This window comes from Kribbella sp. NPDC051952 (assembly GCF_040680855.1).
Taxonomy (GTDB): Bacteria; Actinomycetota; Actinomycetes; order Propionibacteriales; family Kribbellaceae; genus Kribbella.
The window spans coordinates 35,905-53,617 of sequence record NZ_JBFAXQ010000008.1 but is presented as its reverse complement, the minus strand read 5'-3'; the positions used below and the strand labels follow the sequence as shown (position 1 = coordinate 53,617).

Genomic DNA, 17,713 nt, shown 5'->3' with positions numbered 1-17,713 from the left:
GGGGTGGGTGCATCACAATGGGCGGCGAGCGGGGACTGGGAGGTGGGCGGATGGCTGACTCGATCGGGCCGATGCCGAGCGTACGGAGATTGCAGCAAAGGGAGAACCTGCGCGACAGCGTCGCCAACGCGCTGCGGGCGGCGGTGATCTCCGGTGAGCTGGAGCCGGGGGAGGTGTACTCGGCGCCGATGCTCGGTGCCCGGTTCGGTGTGTCCGCGACGCCGGTGCGCGAGGCGATGCTCGACCTGGTCCGCGAGGGCCTGGTGATCTCGCTGCGGAACAAGGGCTTCCGGGTCACCGAGATGTCCGACGAGGACCTCGACGACCTGGCGTCGCTCCGGCAGTTGATCGAGCCGCCGACGATCCGGGACGTCGTACCGGCGATCCCGGCCGACGACTTCCCACGGCTGCGGGCACTGGCCGAGGACATCGTGGTGGCGGCCGAGGCGGGCGACCTGATCGCGTACATCGAGGCGGATCGGGTCTTCCACGTCACGCTGCTCGCGTACTCCGGCAACCAGAAGCTGGTCGATGTCGTGTCGGACCTGCGGTCGCAGACTCGGTTGCTCGGCCTGACACCGCTGGTGGAGAGCGGCCGACTCGTCCAGTCGGCCGCGGAACACCACGAACTGATGGACCTGGTCGAGTCAGCCGACGCCGAAGGCGCCGAACAACTGATGCGCCGCCACATCGGCCACGTCCGCGGCCTCTGGGCCCGCTGACTGGCAGGTTGCGGTCAGCCCGCTGGTACGCCGGTCCTGAACTGACAGGCTGCCGACCATGGGTTACGCACGGTTGTCAGCTGTTGTACTTGTCGGCTTGGTCCTGGCCGGGTGTGGTGGAGGGGAGAAGCCTCAGGCCGCGCCCGAGAAGCCGACGCCGACTTCCGCGAGTCCTACCCCAAAGCCGACCCCGAAGCTCACCCCGCCTCCCAGCCCGAAGCCTCCATCCACGTCGGCGCCTGTGGTGCCTGCGTCGGGGTGTGCTGGGACGTTCAAGGACGGGTCGTTCTCGTTCTCCGGGACGAACATCTTCATGAGTGGATCGAGCTTCAGCTGCGCCGACGGTCCGATGATCGACTACGAGCGGCTGAAGACCGCACTTCGCTTCTACTCCGGCTCGAAGCACATCACGCTCGGGCCGAAGCAGTCCGCGACCCTCGCCGGCTACCGGATCCGAGTCGGGCTCGCGAACAGCAAGCAGGCGACGTTCACCATCGATCGGGTCAAGAAGGCTTGATCGCGCCGCCGACCGCGCCTGCGGCCGTGGTGCCGTAGGTGGTGGAGAGGCGATCCAGGAAGGCGGCCTGGTCGAGGCTGTACTCCTGGGTGCCGACCGTCTCGAGGACCGTGGTCGCGAGCGTGCAGCCGAGGTGGGCCGCCGCCTCGTGGTCGAGGCCGGCGGCGCGCCCGGTCAGGTAGCCGGCCCGGAAGGCGTCGCCGCCGCCGGTCGGGTCGACCAGACCCGGTGCGGGCACGGCGGCGACCTTGGCGAGGATGCCGTCGGCGTTCTCGATCACCACGCCGTCACCACCGTGCGTGGTGATGCGTACGCCGACGCGCGACAGGATCTCCTCGTGGCTCCAGCCGGTCTTCTGCACCATCAGACCGGCTTCGTACTCGTTGCTGAACAGGTACGCCGCTCCGTCGATGAGCGTGCGGATGTCCGCACCGTCCATCCGGGCCATCTGCTGGGACGGGTCCGCCGCCACCGCGATGCCGTGCTGTTTGGCCAGCTTGGTGTGCTTGAGCATGCCCTCGGGGTCGTCCGCGCCGACCAGCACCAGGTCGATCCCGCCGGTTTTGGCGTGGATCTCGCCCAGGTCGAGCTCCCGTGCCTCCGCCATCGCGCCGGTGTAGAAGGAGGCGATCTGGTTGGCGTCGAGGTCCGTCGTACAGGTGAACCGGGCGGTGTGTACGTTTTCACACACGCGCACGTGCGACACGTCCACGCCGGCTTCCGTCAGGGCCGCGCCGTACTCGGCGAAATCGGCACCGACCGACCCGACCAGCACCGACGGGTGCCCGAGCTGGGCCATGCCGTAGCAGATGTTCGCGGCGACGCCGCCCCGGTGGACCACCAGCTCGTCGACCAGGAAGGACAGCGAGACCTTGTGCATCTGTTCTTCCAGGAACTGGTCCTTGAACCGGCCCGGGAACGTCATCAGGATGTCGGTCGCGATCGATCCGGCGACGGCGATGCGCATACGGGGTGCTCCTCGGGTGGGGTCGGTGTGCGACGTGCAGACGGCCAATAGAGACTACAGGCGACCGATCTAATACATGGAGGGCGGGAATTCATGGGCCATCAGGTACCGGTGACCGAAGAACTGCACGACTACATGGTCGCGCACGGGATGCCGCTGGACGAGATCGCGACCGAGCTGGTGGCCGAGACGCAGACGCTCGGCGACGCCGCCGGGATGCTGACCACCGCCGACCAGGCGGCCCTGCTGACCACGTTGACCCGGCTGGTCTCGGCGCGGCGGGCGGTCGAGATCGGCACCTTCACCGGCTTCTCCGCGCTGGCGATCTCTCGCGGGCTGCCCGACGACGGCGAGCTGATCTGCCTGGACGTGAGTGACGAGTGGACCTCGATCGGCCGGCGGTACTGGGAGCGGGCCGGGGTGGCGGACAAGATCGACCTGCGGATCGGTGACGCGCACGAGTCGGCCAAGAAGCTCGACGGCGAGTTCGACCTGGCCTTCATCGACGCCGACAAGGACTGGTACATCCAGTACTTCGAGGACGTGCTGCCGCTGATCCGGCCGAACGGGCTGATGATGTTCGACAACACGCTCGCCGGCGGCCGGGTGGTCAACGCGGACGGCCCGGCCGACCGCAAGGAGTTCAACGCGCACGTCGCCAAGGACGACCGGGTCGACGTGGTCATGGTCGGCATCGGCGACGGATTGACACTGGTCCGCAAGAAGTGAATCCGAAGGCGAGCAAATCAGGCGGCAAGTCGAGCGCGCGGCTGAGCGTGAAGGATCTCCAGCACAAGTACGGCGACCGGCCGGTGATCGAAGGGCTGACCTTCACGCTGGCCGCCGGTCAGGCGATCGCGCTGGTCGGCCCGAACGGCGCCGGCAAGACGACCGTACTCAAGTGCATCGTCGGCTCGGCCGAGCCCGCGGCAGGCACGATCCTGCTCGACGGCCTGCCGATCGACGAACGGGCTGAGTCGGTACGGCGCGATGTCGCCACGCTGCTCGACGACCTCGACTTCTTCCCGGACCTGACCGCGGCCGAACACCTGGACCTGCTCGCCCGCGCGCACGGCAACCCGGAGCCGGAGGACCTGGTCGACACCCTCCTGGACGACATCGGTCTGCTCACCGCCGCGGACCAGTTGCCCGGCTCGTTGTCGTCGGGTCAGCGTCGTCGCCTCGCCCTGGCGACGGCGTTGGTCCGGCCGCGCAAGCTGATGGTCCTCGACGAACCCGAGGCCCGCCTCGACACCGACGGCGTCCAGTGGCTCTCGGACCGCCTGATCGAGGAGAAGAAGTCCGGTACGTCGATCTTGTTCGCCAGCCACGACCCGGCCCTGGTGGAGGCGGTCGCGGACTCCGTCGTCACCCTGACCCCGCTGCCATGAGTTCAGCAGATGGTCCGGTCGTCTTCGACCCGTCAGACTTCGGCGCGATCCCGACGTCGCGCCGGCTGCGGCAATGGATGCGTACGACGCGACGCCGGCACGCGGATCGCTCGTTCTCCCAGGTGTTCGAGGACGTCTACCTGGTCGTGTTCACGCTGGCCATGGTCGGTGCGACCGGCGGCAACGTCGTCCACCACCTGAACAACAACGTCGCCAGCTGTACGTCGATGTCCTGCTTCGATCTCGTTCGCTACCTGCCGTGGATCCTCGTCCCGTTGCTGGTGGCAACCACGTTGCGGGTGCTGCTGAGTGTCGGGCCGGTGGCGGCGTCACGGGCGGCCGGGTTCTGGCTCCTCGCCACACCGGTGAAACGGACCGCCTTGCTGCGGCCGGCGTACTGGCTGGTGATCGGCGCGGTCGCGGTGATCGGTGCGGTTGCCTCGGTGATCGCCTGGGCAGTGCTCGGGTCCGGGTGGCGGTCGATCTGGGAATCGTCGTTGCTCACGGCCACTTTACTGGTCTGTGCTGCCTGCGTGACGGTATGGGCGCAGCAGACGCTGCGGCGGTCCAGATGGACGCTGCGAGTCGCCGACCTGTTGCTGGTCGCGGCCGCGATCCCGGCCGTGTGGCTGGCGACCCGGCGCGACCGGCCGGTGCAGTCGGCCAACGTCGTCCTTGGATTCGGCATCAGCTCAGCCGAGCCGGATCCGTTGCTGACGGCCGAGCAGGCGCATTTTCTGGTGGTTGCTCTGGTCTGCCTTGTGGTCGTGGTGGCCTTGGTGGTCGTCACGTCGCAGACCCTCGACAAGCTCACCCGGACGACTGTGATTGCCGGGGGCGAGTTGCTCGCCGGGCTGGCGGGCGCGGCGAGCAGTCTCGACATCAGCATGCTGGCGGACGTGGTGTCCGGCCGGCATTGGCGGCTGAAGGGGCGGGTGCATTCGCGGCGCGGTCGCGGTGCGAATGGTGGCGCGCTCGTTCAGCGCGAGTTCCTGCGGATTCTGCGGTGGCCACGGCGGTTGATCATCGGGTTCGCGCTACTGGTCGTGCCGTATGCGGTGGCCGGTGCGGGGTTCGACGTACTCGTACCGATCGCGGCCGGATTCGCCGGGTTCGTCGCCGTCCGTCCGTTGATGGATGGGCTGCGGTCGGTCTGCCGATCGACCGGACTCGTGCGCGCGCTCGGGATGGATCTGCGGGATCTGCGCATCATCATGGCTGTCGTCCCGGCGCTCTTCGCGATGGTGTGGGCGGCGCTGGCGTACCCGGCGATCGGGAACGGCGCGGCCACGTTCGCCGTTGCCGCGGGCATGCTTTCCGGTGCGGTCCGGCAGGCCTCGGCGCGGCCCCCGTCGTACGCCGGACCCCTCGTCGCCTCGCCCATGGGCGCGATCCCACCCGGCCTGTTCTCCCAGCCGATGCGCGGCTTCGACCTGCTGCTGCTCTGCCTGGTCCCGGTCCTGCTGAACCTTCCTCCCCTCTGGATGCTGATCATCCCCGCGTTCGTCCTCACCGTGATGTTCTCCGTCCGCCCGAAGACCGAATGACGGACTGACCCTCGGGTTGTCTTATCTTGGCGTTAGCAGGTACCTTGCGGTACATGGTAGCCGAGAAGGTCTTCACCCAGCTGCGGCGCGGCACGCTCGAGTTCTGCGTGCTGGCGTTGTTGCAGGGAGAGCCTCGCTACGGTTTCGAGTTGGTCAAGGCGCTCGGCGAGGTGGACGGATTGGTGACCACGGAGGGCACGATCTATCCGCTGCTCGCGCGCCTGCGGCGGGAAGGGCTGGTCGAGACCAGCTGGCAGGAGTCCGGCTCCGGCCCGCCGCGGCGGTACTACACCTCCACCGTGGAGGGCAGCCAGGCGCTGGCGGCGTTCACGGCGGACTGGGAGAGGTTCCGGACGTCGGTCGATGCGATCTTGCGGAGTGGGAGACGGGGATGAACGTGCAGCAGGACGGTGACCAGATGGTCGACGCCTACCTGAGCTACCTGACCAAGGCGGCCGAGCCGCTGCCGGCGGAACGGCGTACCGAGCTCCTCGCGGACGTGCGGTCGCATATCGCGGAGGCGCGCGCTGCCGGGGCCAACTCGGAGAGCGAGGTCCAGCAGATGCTGCGGGAGCTCGGGGATCCGGACGACATCGTTGCCGCCGCCACCGATGGGCTGGTGCTGGTCGAGCAGCCGCCGCGACTGCGGCTGCGGGACTTCGCCACGCTCGCGCTGTTGCTGTTCGGGCCGCTCCTACTGGTGGTCGGCTGGTTGGTCGGCGTTTGGTTGCTCTGGGCATCGGACCGGTGGAACCGCGGCGAGAAGTTGCTCGGCACGCTGGCCTGGCCGGCCACCTGGGCCGCTGCCGTCGTCGCCGAGTTCGTCTTCCAGCCGCAGATCTGGATGGATGTCGTGGGTGCGGAGCTGATCGCGGTCGCCGTCACCGTCGTACTCGCGATGAACGCCCGGCCGGGGCGGTCGGCATGAGCGTGCAGCATGATCCGGACCAGTTGGTCGACGCGTACCTGGAGTATCTGACGAAGGCGGCCGAGCCGTTGCCGGCGGACCGGCGTACGGAGCTCGTCGCCGAGGTGACGTCGCATATCGCCGAGGCTCGGGCCGCCGGGGCGACGTCCGAGGACGAGGTCCGGCAGATGCTCAAGCGGCTCGGGGACCCGGACGACCTCGTCGCGGCCTCGACCGACGGACTCGTCCTGGTGGACAGGTACACGCCGCGCTATCGGGGCCGGGACGTCGCGGCGCTGTTGCTGCTGGCGTTCGGGGCCGTGTTCGCGATCCTCGGCTGGGTGGTGGGTGCGGTCCTGTTCTGGAGGTCGGATCGCTGGACCCTGCGGGAGAAGTTGCTGGGCACCCTGGTCTGGCCAGGCGGCTTCGTCTTCGTCTACTTCATCGCGACCCTGCAGACCGGCTTCACGCTGCCGATCTGGCTCGGCATCCCGATCATCGTCCTGGTCGCCGCGGCCGAGGTCCTTGCCCTCGGCAAGCTTGTCAGGAATGCGAGGCCCGGTCGCTCACGCCTCGCGTGACAACCACTTCCGCTCGATCTCACCGGGCAGGTCGACGTCGTGCTGACGCGCGAGCAGGAGCAGCTGGCAGAACACGTCGGCGAACTCCTGGTGGAAGCCGGTCCGGATCTCCTCGGGCGTGAGCCCTTTGGCTCGCGCCCGCCCGGTGTGCTGGAGATAGGCCTGGGTCAACTCGCCCATCTCCTCCTGCAACTTCAGCAGGAACCAGTCCGCATCCCGCTCGAACCCGAGATGCTCGCCGTACCGCACCGACAACTTCTCCAACCGCTCCGACAACTCCGTGAGATCCACGGAATCACCCAAGCAGGGCCCACCGACTAAACCGGTGGTGTCGGCTCCGGGGCAGGCTCGTCGATCTTGGGGTCGGTGTTGGGGTCCGGCTCGGCGGGCACGTCGGGCTGGTCGACCGTGGGGAAGTTGTCAGGAGCGGTGGCCCAGACCGCGGCGGCTGCGCGGGCCGCGTCGGCGGCGTCGGTCTGGCGCTCGTAGTTCTTGATGTCGAGGGCGTACGCGCGGACCACCGCGGACAGGTCCTTGCGGAGCTGGCGGTGGGTCCACAGGGCATACGCCTGGGTGCGTGCCTCGATGAAGTTCTTCAGTTCCTGCATCTGGGCGGGGGTCATGTCGTCCTCCGAAGAGCCTGGATTGAATTCGCCGCGGGAGATTGCGGCGCGGGCCGCCGGCCCGGGACAGTCGGTCGGGTCCGGGCGGACCGCGGAGTGCGGCAGGATCGCCGTCCCGCGGGGGTAGAGCTTGCGGAAGTCGGCGATCACACCGCGGGTGGTCGCCTTCATCGCGGCGGTCGGTTGCTCACCGGTGACCAGGACGAGCAGGATCGCGCCGTACCGTTCGTTGACGTCGTTGTTCCCGTTGGCGCCGGACTGGGTGCGCAGGCCGCGCAGCGTCCAGGCCCGGCCGGACTGGTCGACCGCGATCTGGTACGCGATGTCCGACCAGCCACGGTCGTCCATGTGGAAGTTCTGCCATCCACGCAAGGCGGACGCGACCGCCGCCTGGCTGTGGATGACACTGGTCGACCCGGTCCCGGGCCAGTGGATCACCGCGCCTTGAACCCGCGACACGGTCAGATTCCCCGGCCCACCGTTCGGAGGTCGCGCGTTCCACGCGGACCGGGGCAGATATTGAACCATCACTGCTCCTCACATGCCTCACAGCACCGCATACCCAACGCTGGCGCTCGGTAATCAACCGATCACACCCAGCGCTCGACGTCAAGGCGAAAGCGCACAGACCCAGCCAACCAGTGAATGGGGTTCCTGTCCTGCCGACCCGCCTCCGGTGCCCGTGTCGTGCTGTGGAAGTAAGAGGTCAGTGCTGAGGCAGCAGGGGGAGGAGTTGGTCGCCAACGCGGATGATCTCTTCGCGGTACGGCGTGTCGGACAGGATGAAGTGCGTGACGCCGAGGTCGTAGTACTTGCGGAGCGACTTGGCGACATCATCCGGTGAGCCGACGAGCCACGTCGTACCGGCGCCACCGCCGCCGTACTTGCCGGGAGCCGTATAGAGGTTGTCGTCGAGGACCTCGCCGCGCTCGGCCAGGTCGAGCAGGCGTTGCTGGCCGACCGCCTTGAACCAGCGGCGATCGCGGGATCCCTGTGCCTCGGCCATCTTCGCGACCTTCGCCTCGGCGTCGGCCCAGGCCTCCTCGGTGGTGTCGCGGACGAGCGTGGTGATCCGCAGCCCGAACTCGAGTGGCGCGTGTTCGCGGCCGAGCTCGGACTCGAGGCCGCGCAGTTTGCTGATCCGCTCGGCGATCCCGTCCAAGGGTTCACCCCAGAACAGCTGGACGTCGGCATCCGTCGCGGCCACCCGCTGCGCCGCGTCCGACGCACCCCCGAAGTACAACCGCGGATGCGGCCGCCCTTCTCGTACGACGGGACGCGTCGCGACCGTGGACCCGGTGACCGAGAAGTACTCGCCGCTGAACGTCACGTCCTCCTCGGTCCACAATCGCCGTACCAGCTGGAGGAACTCCCGGGTCCGCGCGTACCGCTGGGCCTGATCGCCCTCGGAGTCGCCGTACGCCGCGAGGTTGTCCTGGCCCGACACGATGTTGACGAGCAACCGCCCGCCGCTCAGCTGATCCAGCGTCCCCGCGGCCGACGCGAAGTGGGCCGGTCGCCAGTATCCCGGCCGGATCGCGACCAGCGGCTGGAAGGTCGTCGTACGCGCGGCCAACGCGGCCGCGACCGTGAACGTGTCCGGCCGGCCCCATCCGGTACCGAGCAACGCCCCACCCCACCCATGCTCCTCGGTGAGCCGCGCCAACTCGGTCAAGCGCTCGATGCTGTTGTGTCCCTGGACGGCGTCGTCCCCACGATGCCCGGGAGCGACCTGGTTCGGGATGTACCAGAGGAAAGTCATACAAATCAGTCTAAGTTCACCCAATTAGTCGACTTTGACCTCATCTCGCGTGGCGGACTTTCACTGGCAGTTATCGGAAGAGACTTGTTGTAACGCTTTGTGACGGTACGACGATGTAGCGATCGACAGTCATTCGGGTTTTGGGGGAATCGTGGGACAGGAAATCATCGTGCCGAGCAGAGCCAGGGTGCCGGTCGCGCAGGGAATGCAGATGAAGGAGCGGCACCCGGTGGGGGTGTGGCTGGGGTTGCCGCTGGTCACGTTCGGGATCTACCACCTGGTCTGGTACTACAAGATCCACTCGGAGATGGCGCACTTCGACCGTCGTCGCGTCGTACCGGTCGCGGGCCCGATGCTCGTCCTGCTGTTCCTCGGCTGGACGCTGATCGCGCCGATGATCTCGTACTTCCGCACCGGCAAGCGCATCGCCGACAGCCAGCGAGCCGCCGGCCTCCCGGTCACCTGCAGCCCGGGCCTCGGTCTCCTGCTCATGTTCGTCCTCGGCCTGGGCACCTTGTACTACCAGGTCGAACTCAACAAGATCGTCACGTCGTACGGCGACACCCCGCCGCGCGCGCCGATCCAACTGCTCGGCTGAGCGACTCAGTACTGCGAGTTGTCGGGGTCAGCAACAATCCTTGTTGGACTGTGGAACGGGAACGTGGTCAGGATGCTGGAAACGTTCCCGTGACAGTCGGAGGATCTCATGACGACGGCAGCACAGCGTTCGCTCGGTGCGGGTGGACCGAAGATCAGTGCACTCGGAATGGGGTGCTGGGCGATCGGCGGACCGCATGCGCGCCAGGGCAGTCCGGTGGGTTGGGGGACGATCGACGACGAGGAATCGAAGCGGGCGCTGCGGCGTGCGTACGACCTCGGCGTCACGTTCTTCGACACCGCCGACGTCTACGGCTGCGGGCACAGCGAGAAGCTGATCGCCGCCGCGCTCGGCGACGTCCGCGACGAGATCGTGATCGCGTCGAAGGCCGGCTACACCTACGTCGAGGAGACCCGGGAGGCACCGGGGGAGAACGGCGACCCGGACTACATCCGCTGGGCCTGTGACGAGTCGCTCCGGCGGCTGAACACCGATCACATCGATCTGTACCAGTTCCACCTCGGCGGATACGACCTGGCCAAGGCGGACGACGTACTCGCGGTGTTCGAGGAACTGGTGGCCGCGGGCAAGGTTCGCGCGATCGGCTGGAGCACGGACAGTCCGGAACGGGCCGCGGTGTTCGCGAAAAGCGAGCACTGTAAGGCGATTCAGCAACACTTCAACGTCTTCGGCGGCAACGACGAGGTGCTGGAGTTGTGCGAGCAGAAGGGGCTCGCGAGCATCGTCCGTGGTCCGCTCGGGATGGGACTGCTGACTGGCAAGTTCGACCAGAACAGCACGCTCCCGGCTGACGACGTACGGCACGGTTGGGACTTCCGCAGCGGCGATCAGGCCGAGTCTCTCCGTCGCCTCGACGCGATCCGCGATGTCCTCACGTCCGACGGCCGCACGCTGGCCCAAGGTGCGCTGTCCTGGTTGTGGTCGCGCAGCGAGGCCTTCATCCCGATCCCCGGCTTCAAGACGGTCGCGCAGGTCGAGGAGAACGCCGGCGCGCTACAGCACGGCCCGCTCACGTCGGCACAGGCGGAGGAGATCGCCGGCATCCTCCAGTAGACCCGCCATTGACATCGTTGTCTGGCGCGGCGACGATGTTTCCGCACAATCCGTGTGAAACGTTTCCAACCTCGGTGAGCAGAGCCGCCACGAAGCAGTCGAGGAGAGTCCGTCATGGCCGTGTTGCGTTCCGCGCGTACCTTGCGCGTAGTCCTGGCAGGTGCGGTGACGCTGGCCGTCGGGCTGGTGTCACCGCCGTCCGCCGGTGCCGATCCGGGCCACGCCGCCGATGGTCCGACCGCCACCGCGCGGGCGCGGGTCGCGGCGGACGTGCTGATGAGTTCGTACGAGCCGGTGAAAGCTTGGTTCCCCTCCAGCTGGTGGAACTCGGCCGTCGCGTTGCAGACGATCGGCGACTACATGCAGCGGACCGGCGATCGCCGGTACCTGCCGCAGCTGGACAACACGTTCGAGAAGGACAAGGGCGTGTTCCCGGCGGGCTATCTGTCCGGTGACCCGCTGCTCGGCAACTTCACCAGCCGGGCCATCGACGACTCCGAGTGGTGGGGTCTGACCTGGATCCAGGCGTACGACCTGACCAAGAACCGCAAGTACCTCGACATGGCCGTCAAGATCGCCGAGTACGTCGAGGGCTACTGGGACCCGAGCAGCTGCGGCGGCGGGGTCTGGTGGGACGGCGAACGTACGTACAAGAACGCCGTCACCAACGGGCTCTGGGTCCGCCTCACCGCCGAGCTGCACAACCGGATGCCCGGCGACCGGCGCTGGCTCGGCCGGTCGAAGGAAGGCTGGAACTGGCTCACCGGCAGCGGGATGATCAACTCCGCCGCTCTGGTCAACGACGGCCTGAACAGCAACTGCGAGAACAACGGCGGCACGGTCTGGAGCTACAACCAGGGGCTCGCGATCGGTGCCGGCCTCGAGCTCTGGCGTGCGACCCACGACCCCAAACTGCTGACGACCGTACGGCGATTGGCCGACGCGGCAATCGCTCCGGGCGGACTCGTCACCGACGGCGTCCTGACCGAGTACTGCGATGCGCCGGGCCGCACGTGTGACGACAACGGCAAGCAGTTCAAGGGCATCTTCATGCGGTACTGGATGGACCTCGCCGACACCACCCACGACCGTCGCTACACCGACTTCGTCGACCAGCAGGCTGCCACGGTCTGGAACAACGACCGGGACGCGGCCGGGCGATTGGGGGAGCGGTGGTCCGGTGCGGCCCCGAACGTCTTCGACTGGCGGACCCAGGCCAGTGCGCTCAGCGCGCTGATCGCCGCCGTACCTCGGCAGGCACCGGTCAAGTCGTTGTCGGCGACCATCAGTCCCGCACAGCCGGTCGTGATGCCCGCAACCGGGAGCGCGACTCACGTGAAGCTGACGGTCCAGGTGCAGGCCACTGGGCATGCTCCACTGCAGGTTGCGGTGCGAGCCGGAGCTCCTGCGGGTTGGACTGTGACCCCGAGCCGGGCAACGGTGAAACTGAGTCCGCACGGCAACGCCGTACCCGTCCAGAAGACGGTAGACCTCGACGTGACGATTCCGGCCGGTACGGCGGACGGCCACTACTCGGTCACGGCCGCGGCGTCCGGATCCCAGCTGTCGTTCACCGCGCAGGCCGACATCCTGGTGGCGCACAACGTCGACTTCGACACCGGTACGGCGGCCGAGAACCCGTGGCTGTGGGACGCCGACGGCTCGCAGAGCAACGGGGTCCAGAACCGGTTCGCGGACGGGCACTCGTACTTCGTGTACCGCTTCCCCTTCCCGAGCGACACCACCACGGCCTCCGCGACGCTGACGATCGACAATGAGTACGTCGTACAGGTCAGTGGCGACGGTCAGCAGTGGACCACGGTCGCGACCGAGACGCAGCAGATCCACGACGGTGAGAACAAGGGCGACCAGACGATCGACCTCACGCCGTACCTCGGCCCGGACAAGGCCGGCTATGTCCGTGTTGCCGACTCCTTCCCGGATGACGGTTGGGGCGGCCGCGTCTACCACGTCACCGCCACCTACAACTGAGTTAGCGGGGGCGCAGGCCCTCGACGAGGAGCGCGAGCAGACGCTGTGTCTGCTCGCGCTGCTGTTCCGGGGCGGCAGCGATCACCGCGCCGGCCATCGCCGCGACAACATCGTCGGGCGGTACGCCGGGCCGGAACGTGCCCGCCGCCGTACCCGCGGCCAGGAAGTGCGCGACGGCTGCGGCGAGCCTGGCGCGGGTCTCTGCCTGGGTGACGGCGCCCGAGGCGATCATCGTGCGCAGGTCGGCGCCCATGGCCCGTTTGGAGTCGACGAAGTCGAGATAGCGGTTCATCCAGGTCAGCAACGCCTCGTCCGCGGGTGCGCCGGCCGCCAGCCCGGGGGCGGCGTCGCACAGCCGGGTCAGCTCGTGCCGATAGACGGCGTCGAGAAGAGCCTCCCGGGTCGGGAAGTGCCGGTACAGCGTGGCGATGCCGACCTTGGCCCGGGCTGCCACCCGGTCGAGGGACAGATGGACCGGCGCGCCCTGACGTGCGGCCACGCCGAGATCGGCGAGCTCGTCGCCGGCCGCCGCCACCACCTGCTCGCGCTTGCGCGCAGCGTCCGCCCGCATAAGTGGAGAAACCTCCAGTTAGTTGTTAGGGTCGAGAGAAATGGAGAAATCTCCGTTTTCATCGACTCTACCTGAGGACACAGCTGATGACATCCCAACGACCGGGCGGCACCGTGAAGCTCGGGCAGCACGAGATCGCCCGGATCGGGTACGGCGCAATGCAACTGGAACACGTTGACACCGCGGCCGCCGGCGCAGTGTTGCGGCGCGCTGTCGAGCTCGGCATCAACCATCTCGACACCGCTTCGTTCTACGGACACACCACGGTGAACGAGCACATCCGGGCCGCCCTGCACCCGTACGCGGACGACCTCGTGATCGTCAGCAAGGTGGGCGCGCGCCGGGTGGACACGCCGGTCCGGCTCGCGCTGGCGCAGCGGCCGGAGGATCTGCGCGAGCAGGTCCACCTCGACCTCACGTCGCTCGGCCTGGAGCAGGTGCCGGTGGTCAACCTTCGTCGGGCCGACCAGGGGCCGGGCCTCATTGCTGAAGGCAACCAGATCGTCCCGCTCGACGACCAGCTGGCCGAGCTGATTGCCCTGCGCAACGAAGGTTTGATCGGGGCGATCGGCCTCAGCAACGTCAATGCCGAGCAGCTCGAGCAGGCGCTGCCGGTGGGTGTGGTCTGCGTCCAGAACGCCTACAGCGTGCTCGATCGCTCGGCCGAAGAACTGCTGGCCATCTGCGCTGCGAACGACATCGCATGGGTGCCGTACTTCCCGCTCGGCTCGGCGTTCGACCGGATCCCGTCACCGACCGGGCATCCCGTCGTACAGGAGATCGCGGCGCGCCTCGGGGCCACGCCGGCCGCCGTCTGCCTGGCCTGGATCCTCGCGCACGACGAACACACCGCCCTGATCCCAGGCACCCGCAGCGTCGACCACCTCGAGGACAACCTCCGCGCCGCCGACGTCCGCCTGGACGCCGAGGCACTAGCCGCCCTCGACCACCTGTCCTGAAACAAAGCAGCCCACCCGGCCAAACCGGGTGGGCTGCTCTAATTCGGTGCGAACTCAGACGTCGTAGTAGAGCTCGAACTCGTGCGGGTGCGGACGCTGCTGGATCGGGAGGATCTCCTGCTCGCGCTTGAGGTCGACCCAGGTCTCGATCAGGTCCGAGGTGAAGACGTCGCCCTCGAGCAGGAAGGCGTGGTCGGCCTCGAGCGAGTCGATCACGGCCGGCAGCGAGGTCGGCACCTGCGGGATCGACGCGTGCTCCTCCGGCGGGAGCTCGTACAGGTCCTTGTCGACCGGGTCGGCCGGCTCGATCTTGTTCCGGATGCCGTCCAGGCCGGCCAGCAGCTGGGCCGAGAAGGCCAGGTACGGGTTGGCCGACGGGTCGGGGCAGCGGAACTCGATCCGCTTCGCCTTCGGGTTCGATCCGGTGATCGGGATCCGGATGCAGGCCGAGCGGTTGCGCTGCGAGTAGACCAGGTTGACCGGCGCCTCGAAGCCCGGGACCAGGCGGTGGTAGGAGTTCACCGTCGGGTTGGTGAAGGCCAGCAGCGACGGGGCGTGCTTGAGCAGGCCGCCGATGTACCAGCGGGCCACGTCGGACAGGCCGCCGTACCCGGCCTCGTCGTAGAACAGGGCCTCGCCGTTGGAGAACAGCGACTGGTGGACGTGCATACCGGAGCCGTTGTCACCGAAGATCGGCTTCGGCATGAAGGTCGCCGTCTTGCCGGCCGCCCAGGCGGTGTTCTTGACGATGTACTTGAACTTCATCAGGTTGTCGGCGGTCTTCAGCAGCTCGTCGAAGCGGAAGTTGATCTCCGCCTGACCGGCGGTGCCGACCTCGTGGTGGGCCCGCTCGACAACCAGGCCGGCCTTCTCCAGCGCCAGCGTGATGTCGTCACGCAGCTCGCCGAAGTGGTCGGTCGGCGCGACCGGGAAGTACCCGCCCTTGTAGCGGACCTTGTAGCCGCGGTTGCCGCCGTCCTCGACCCGGCCGGTGTTCCAGGCGCCGGCGACCGAGTCGATCGCGTAGTACCCGGTGTTGGCCTTGGTCTCGAACCGGACGTCGTCGAAGACGTAGAACTCGGCCTCCGGCGCGAAGAACGCGGTGTCCGCGATCCCGGTCGACTTCAGGTACTCCTGCGCCTTCCGCGCGATGTTGCGCGGGTCACGCGAGTACGCCTCGCCGGTCAGCGGGTCGTGGACGAAGAAGTTGATCGCCAGCGTCTTCGTCCCGCGGAACGTGTCGAGGAAGGCGGTGGTCGGGTCGGGCAGCAGCTTCATGTCGGACTCGTGGATCTGCTGGAACCCGCGCACCGACGAACCGTCGAACATCAGGCCCTCTTCGAAGACCTCGGGCCCGAACGACGACACCGGGACGGTGAAGTGCTGCATGATGCCCGGCAGGTCGGAGAACCGGACATCGATGATTTCGATGCCCTCGTCCTTGACGTAGGCGAGCAGCTCCTCAGCGCTGGAAAACATACGTACTCCTAGGGTGGCTCAGAGATTCATCTGAACGTAGGGCCTCGGCATTACTCGGTCGTGACCCTGATGTTTCGCGGATGTTACGCCCAGCGTGTCCGCGCTGACCCACTGGTGTACGTCGGCTACGCCCTGAGATCTCGTGAGCCCCTGAGAGGTCCCGCGGAGGTCACTGTGAGCGGGGCGTGGTCGCCTCCGTAGGCTAGCCATCATGGCATCATCGGCGCAGCCGGGCACAGGACCCTCCGAAGAATTCCGGTATCCGGGGAACCGGCTCGGCCTGCCCGAGGACGGTCCGGGCTCGGTCGCGGGCTGGGGCCGCCGCTTCCTCGCGCTGCTGCTGGACTGGGTGATCGCCTCGCTGATCGCGTCCGCGGTCACGTCGAAGCCCGTCTGGGCCGGCGGCAACGATTTCAGCACCGCGCAGCTGGTCACGTTCTTCGCGATGACCGCGATCCTGACCGGCCTGGCCGGCGGCACGATCGGCCACCGTGTGCTGGGTCTGCGTGTGATCAATCTCAAAGCCGAGGGGGCGACCGGCTACGCGGCACAGGTCGGTCTGCTCGGTGGCGCCGTACGCGCGCTGCTGATCTGCCTGCTCATCCCCGCCGTCGTCTACGACCGCGACCGCCGCGGGCTGCACGACCGTGCCGCAAACACAGTCGTCGTACGCCGCTGAGCTACCGCCGGGTCAGCCGGAGCTGGACGTCATCGAGGTAGCCGGTGCGGAAGCCGGCCTCGGAGTAGGCCAGGTAGAACTCCCACATCCGGCGGAAGGTGCCGTCGAAACCGAGGTCGGCGATGGCCGGCCAGCGGTCGATGAAGCGATTCCGCCAGACTCGCAGCGTCCGGGCGTAGTCGTCGCCGAGATGGCGGACGACCTCCGAGCGCAGACCCGTGTGCTGCCTGGTGACGTCGTCGATCACCTTGATCGACGGGATCAGGCCGCCGGGGAAGATGTACTTCTGCACCCAGGTGAACGTGTTCCGGGTCGCGAGCATCCGCTCGTGCGGCATCACGATCGCCTGCACGACGCCGACCCCGCCCGGGGCGAGCCGCCGCTCGATCGCATCGAAGTAGACCGGCCAGTACTTCTCGCCGACCGCCTCGATCATCTCCACGCTGAGCACGGCGTCGAACTCGCCGATCTGGTCGCGGTAGTCCCGCAACGCCACCTGCACGCGGTCGCCCACCCCAGCGTCCGCGATCCTGCGCTGCGCGAGCAACGCCTGCTGCGAAGCGATGGTGATCGCGGTGACCCACGCACCCCGCTGCGCGGCCCGGATCGCCAGGCTGGCCCAACCACAGCCGATGTCCAGTACGCGCGACCCCGACACGACGCCCGCGGCGTCGAGGATCGAGTCCAGCTTGTTCAGCTGCGCCTGGCTCAGTTCGTCGTACGACGCTGTTGCGAGGTCGGCCAGCGGATCGCCACCGAAGTACGCAGCCGAGTACGTCAGGCTCGGGTCGAGAAACTCGGAGAACATCGCGTTGCTCAGGTCGTAGTGGCGGCTGACGTTGTCCCGGGCGCCGGCGCGGTCGTTCTCCTGCTCGCCCGGCTGGGACCGCGTCACCAGCCAGCGCAGGGACTGGGCCCACTTCGGCAGCAGGTGCCGGGTCTCGTCGTTGCTGAACCGCTCCGCGAACGGGACCAGCAGATCGGCCAGGTCCGTGCCCGGCTCGGGATCCCAGTCACCGGCGAGGTACGCCTCGCCGAAGCCGGACCCGGCGTCGTGGCCGAGCCGATCGAGGAAGTGCGCGCTGCGGTGGACCCGCATCGCGGGGCCGCCCAGACCGTACGAGCGGTTGTTGTCGAGGTGGATCGTGGCCGGCAGGTCCTTGGCGATCATCCGGATCGCGGCCAGTGCACCGGCCCGGCGGATCGGATTCGACCGCGGGCGGGCCAGGGTCGGCCAGGTCTCGGCCACCGGCTGGTGCACAGCCGCCGGTAAGAGATCCGTCATGGTCGTCAACCTCGTGTCCTCGATCCGTCCTGATCGCACCTTAAGGCCCGACCGCCACC

21 protein-coding genes are annotated in these 17,713 nt (G+C 67.9%); 13 read left to right on the top strand and 8 right to left on the bottom strand.

The genetic code is table 11. The annotated features are described in order from the left end of the window. Positions 1-50: 50 nt before the first annotated feature. The gene (locus AB0L70_RS16985) at positions 51-722 is read left to right on the top strand and encodes a GntR family transcriptional regulator (RefSeq protein ID WP_363684884.1); all 672 of its coding nucleotides are present in this window, start codon (positions 51-53) and stop codon (positions 720-722) included. 132 nt (positions 723-854) lie between these two features. Here AB0L70_RS16985 and AB0L70_RS16980 read toward each other — a convergent pair whose 3' ends face one another. Continuing rightward, positions 855-1,037, bottom strand: coding sequence for a hypothetical protein (locus AB0L70_RS16980; RefSeq protein WP_363684882.1), 183 nt, complete (start codon positions 1,035-1,037; stop codon positions 855-857). Between AB0L70_RS16980 and AB0L70_RS16975 the strand changes: the two genes are divergently transcribed. Beyond that, positions 1,036-1,239, top strand: a complete 204-nt coding sequence (locus AB0L70_RS16975) for a hypothetical protein (protein WP_363684880.1) — start codon at positions 1,036-1,038, stop codon at positions 1,237-1,239. The two genes, AB0L70_RS16980 and AB0L70_RS16975, sit on opposite strands and share 2 nt — an antisense overlap. Here the strand turns inward: AB0L70_RS16975 and AB0L70_RS16970 are convergent. Then, complete coding sequence (locus AB0L70_RS16970; protein ID WP_363684878.1) at positions 1,226-2,206, bottom strand: carbohydrate kinase family protein; 981 nt, start codon at positions 2,204-2,206, stop codon at positions 1,226-1,228. The two genes, AB0L70_RS16975 and AB0L70_RS16970, sit on opposite strands and share 14 nt — an antisense overlap. Positions 2,207-2,299: 93 nt before the next feature. Here AB0L70_RS16970 and AB0L70_RS16965 point away from each other — a divergent pair, with 93 nt between their 5' ends. From AB0L70_RS16965 to AB0L70_RS16940, 6 genes are read left to right on the top strand one after another with little or no spacing between them, the layout of a single operon-like run. Continuing rightward, entirely contained in the window at positions 2,300-2,935 is a 636-nt protein-coding gene (locus AB0L70_RS16965; RefSeq protein WP_363684876.1) for a class I SAM-dependent methyltransferase, read from the top strand. Continuing rightward, on the top strand, positions 2,932-3,597 hold the full coding sequence (locus tag AB0L70_RS16960) for an ABC transporter ATP-binding protein (RefSeq protein WP_363684874.1): 666 nt from the start codon (positions 2,932-2,934) through the stop codon (positions 3,595-3,597). The genes AB0L70_RS16965 and AB0L70_RS16960 overlap by 4 nt, the downstream gene beginning before the upstream one ends. Continuing rightward, entirely contained in the window at positions 3,594-5,144 is a 1,551-nt protein-coding gene (locus AB0L70_RS16955) for a DUF6297 family protein (RefSeq protein WP_363684872.1), read from the top strand. The genes AB0L70_RS16960 and AB0L70_RS16955 overlap by 4 nt, the downstream gene beginning before the upstream one ends. A 53-nt stretch (positions 5,145-5,197) precedes the next feature. Beyond that, entirely contained in the window at positions 5,198-5,539 is a 342-nt protein-coding gene (locus AB0L70_RS16950; protein ID WP_363684870.1) for a PadR family transcriptional regulator, read from the top strand. After that, positions 5,536-6,072 (top strand): hypothetical protein, encoded by a 537-nt coding sequence (locus AB0L70_RS16945; RefSeq protein ID WP_363684868.1) that lies wholly within the window; start codon positions 5,536-5,538, stop codon positions 6,070-6,072. The genes AB0L70_RS16950 and AB0L70_RS16945 overlap by 4 nt, the downstream gene beginning before the upstream one ends. Further along, positions 6,069-6,632, top strand: coding sequence for a hypothetical protein (locus AB0L70_RS16940; RefSeq protein ID WP_363684866.1), 564 nt, complete (start codon positions 6,069-6,071; stop codon positions 6,630-6,632). Before AB0L70_RS16945 ends, AB0L70_RS16940 begins: the two co-directional genes overlap by 4 nt. Here the strand turns inward: AB0L70_RS16940 and AB0L70_RS16935 are convergent. From AB0L70_RS16935 to AB0L70_RS16925, 3 genes are all read right to left on the bottom strand, one after another. After that, positions 6,618-6,923, bottom strand: a complete 306-nt coding sequence (locus AB0L70_RS16935; RefSeq protein ID WP_363684864.1) for a pyrophosphatase — start codon at positions 6,921-6,923, stop codon at positions 6,618-6,620. The two genes, AB0L70_RS16940 and AB0L70_RS16935, sit on opposite strands and share 15 nt — an antisense overlap. A gap of 26 nt (positions 6,924-6,949) precedes the next feature. Beyond that, a complete protein-coding gene (locus AB0L70_RS16930; RefSeq protein WP_363684862.1) occupies positions 6,950-7,783 on the bottom strand; it encodes a peptidoglycan recognition family protein in 834 nt (277 codons plus the stop codon). 178 nt (positions 7,784-7,961) lie between these two features. Further along, positions 7,962-9,017 (bottom strand): LLM class flavin-dependent oxidoreductase, encoded by a 1,056-nt coding sequence (locus AB0L70_RS16925; RefSeq protein WP_363684860.1) that lies wholly within the window; start codon positions 9,015-9,017, stop codon positions 7,962-7,964. Positions 9,018-9,228: 211 nt separating this feature from the next. On the opposite strand from AB0L70_RS16925, the gene AB0L70_RS16920 reads away from it, so the two are divergent. The 3 genes from AB0L70_RS16920 (at position 9,229) to AB0L70_RS16910 (ending at position 12,681) form a co-directional block, all read left to right on the top strand. Next, positions 9,229-9,615: a DUF4234 domain-containing protein gene (locus AB0L70_RS16920; RefSeq protein WP_363684858.1), complete on the top strand. Its 387-nt coding sequence runs from the start codon at positions 9,229-9,231 to the stop codon at positions 9,613-9,615. A gap of 108 nt (positions 9,616-9,723) precedes the next feature. Beyond that, on the top strand, positions 9,724-10,689 hold the full coding sequence (locus AB0L70_RS16915) for an aldo/keto reductase (protein ID WP_363684856.1): 966 nt from the start codon (positions 9,724-9,726) through the stop codon (positions 10,687-10,689). Positions 10,690-10,803: 114 nt separating this feature from the next. Further along, a complete protein-coding gene (locus AB0L70_RS16910) occupies positions 10,804-12,681 on the top strand; it encodes a glycoside hydrolase family 76 protein (RefSeq protein WP_363684852.1) in 1,878 nt (625 codons plus the stop codon). A 1-nt stretch (position 12,682) separates the two neighbouring features. Here AB0L70_RS16910 and AB0L70_RS16905 read toward each other — a convergent pair whose 3' ends face one another. Then, complete coding sequence (locus tag AB0L70_RS16905; protein WP_363684850.1) at positions 12,683-13,252, bottom strand: helix-turn-helix domain-containing protein; 570 nt, start codon at positions 13,250-13,252, stop codon at positions 12,683-12,685. A gap of 86 nt (positions 13,253-13,338) precedes the next feature. Between AB0L70_RS16905 and AB0L70_RS16900 the strand changes: the two genes are divergently transcribed. Further along, entirely contained in the window at positions 13,339-14,211 is an 873-nt protein-coding gene (locus AB0L70_RS16900) for an aldo/keto reductase (protein ID WP_363684848.1), read from the top strand. Between the two features lie 54 nt (positions 14,212-14,265). Here AB0L70_RS16900 and glnA read toward each other — a convergent pair whose 3' ends face one another. Next, a complete protein-coding gene (glnA, locus tag AB0L70_RS16895; protein ID WP_363684846.1) occupies positions 14,266-15,690 on the bottom strand; it encodes a type I glutamate--ammonia ligase in 1,425 nt (474 codons plus the stop codon). Between the two features lie 211 nt (positions 15,691-15,901). Between glnA and AB0L70_RS16890 the strand changes: the two genes are divergently transcribed. Next, positions 15,902-16,369: an RDD family protein gene (locus AB0L70_RS16890; protein ID WP_363684844.1), complete on the top strand. Its 468-nt coding sequence runs from the start codon at positions 15,902-15,904 to the stop codon at positions 16,367-16,369. A gap of 1 nt (position 16,370) precedes the next feature. Here the strand turns inward: AB0L70_RS16890 and AB0L70_RS16885 are convergent, their stop codons facing one another. After that, a complete protein-coding gene (locus AB0L70_RS16885; protein WP_363684842.1) occupies positions 16,371-17,654 on the bottom strand; it encodes a cyclopropane-fatty-acyl-phospholipid synthase family protein in 1,284 nt (427 codons plus the stop codon). Between the last annotated feature and the right edge of the window lie 59 nt (positions 17,655-17,713).

What these genes read in the sequence shown, in the direction of transcription:
- AB0L70_RS16925 (WP_363684860.1), bottom strand. Translation starts at nt 9,017, where the DNA reads ATGACTTTCCTCTGGTACATCCCGAACCAGGTCGCTCCCGGGCATCGT.
- AB0L70_RS16910 (WP_363684852.1), top strand. Translation starts at nt 10,804, where the DNA reads ATGGCCGTGTTGCGTTCCGCGCGTACCTTGCGCGTAGTCCTGGCAGGT.
- AB0L70_RS16930 (WP_363684862.1), bottom strand. Translation starts at nt 7,783, where the DNA reads ATGGTTCAATATCTGCCCCGGTCCGCGTGGAACGCGCGACCTCCGAAC.
- AB0L70_RS16945 (WP_363684868.1), top strand. Translation starts at nt 5,536, where the DNA reads ATGAACGTGCAGCAGGACGGTGACCAGATGGTCGACGCCTACCTGAGC.
- AB0L70_RS16920 (WP_363684858.1), top strand. Translation starts at nt 9,229, where the DNA reads ATGAAGGAGCGGCACCCGGTGGGGGTGTGGCTGGGGTTGCCGCTGGTC.
- AB0L70_RS16905 (WP_363684850.1), bottom strand. Translation starts at nt 13,252, where the DNA reads ATGCGGGCGGACGCTGCGCGCAAGCGCGAGCAGGTGGTGGCGGCGGCC.
- AB0L70_RS16975 (WP_363684880.1), top strand. Translation starts at nt 1,036, where the DNA reads ATGAGTGGATCGAGCTTCAGCTGCGCCGACGGTCCGATGATCGACTAC.
- AB0L70_RS16915 (WP_363684856.1), top strand. Translation starts at nt 9,724, where the DNA reads ATGACGACGGCAGCACAGCGTTCGCTCGGTGCGGGTGGACCGAAGATC.
- AB0L70_RS16890 (WP_363684844.1), top strand. Translation starts at nt 15,902, where the DNA reads ATGGCATCATCGGCGCAGCCGGGCACAGGACCCTCCGAAGAATTCCGG.
- AB0L70_RS16955 (WP_363684872.1), top strand. Translation starts at nt 3,594, where the DNA reads ATGAGTTCAGCAGATGGTCCGGTCGTCTTCGACCCGTCAGACTTCGGC.
- AB0L70_RS16970 (WP_363684878.1), bottom strand. Translation starts at nt 2,206, where the DNA reads ATGCGCATCGCCGTCGCCGGATCGATCGCGACCGACATCCTGATGACG.
- AB0L70_RS16885 (WP_363684842.1), bottom strand. Translation starts at nt 17,654, where the DNA reads ATGACGGATCTCTTACCGGCGGCTGTGCACCAGCCGGTGGCCGAGACC.
- AB0L70_RS16950 (WP_363684870.1), top strand. Translation starts at nt 5,198, where the DNA reads ATGGTAGCCGAGAAGGTCTTCACCCAGCTGCGGCGCGGCACGCTCGAG.
- AB0L70_RS16980 (WP_363684882.1), bottom strand. Translation starts at nt 1,037, where the DNA reads ATGAAGATGTTCGTCCCGGAGAACGAGAACGACCCGTCCTTGAACGTC.
- AB0L70_RS16900 (WP_363684848.1), top strand. Translation starts at nt 13,339, where the DNA reads ATGACATCCCAACGACCGGGCGGCACCGTGAAGCTCGGGCAGCACGAG.
- AB0L70_RS16965 (WP_363684876.1), top strand. Translation starts at nt 2,300, where the DNA reads ATGGGCCATCAGGTACCGGTGACCGAAGAACTGCACGACTACATGGTC.
- AB0L70_RS16940 (WP_363684866.1), top strand. Translation starts at nt 6,069, where the DNA reads ATGAGCGTGCAGCATGATCCGGACCAGTTGGTCGACGCGTACCTGGAG.
- AB0L70_RS16985 (WP_363684884.1), top strand. Translation starts at nt 51, where the DNA reads ATGGCTGACTCGATCGGGCCGATGCCGAGCGTACGGAGATTGCAGCAA.
- glnA (WP_363684846.1), bottom strand. Translation starts at nt 15,690, where the DNA reads ATGTTTTCCAGCGCTGAGGAGCTGCTCGCCTACGTCAAGGACGAGGGC.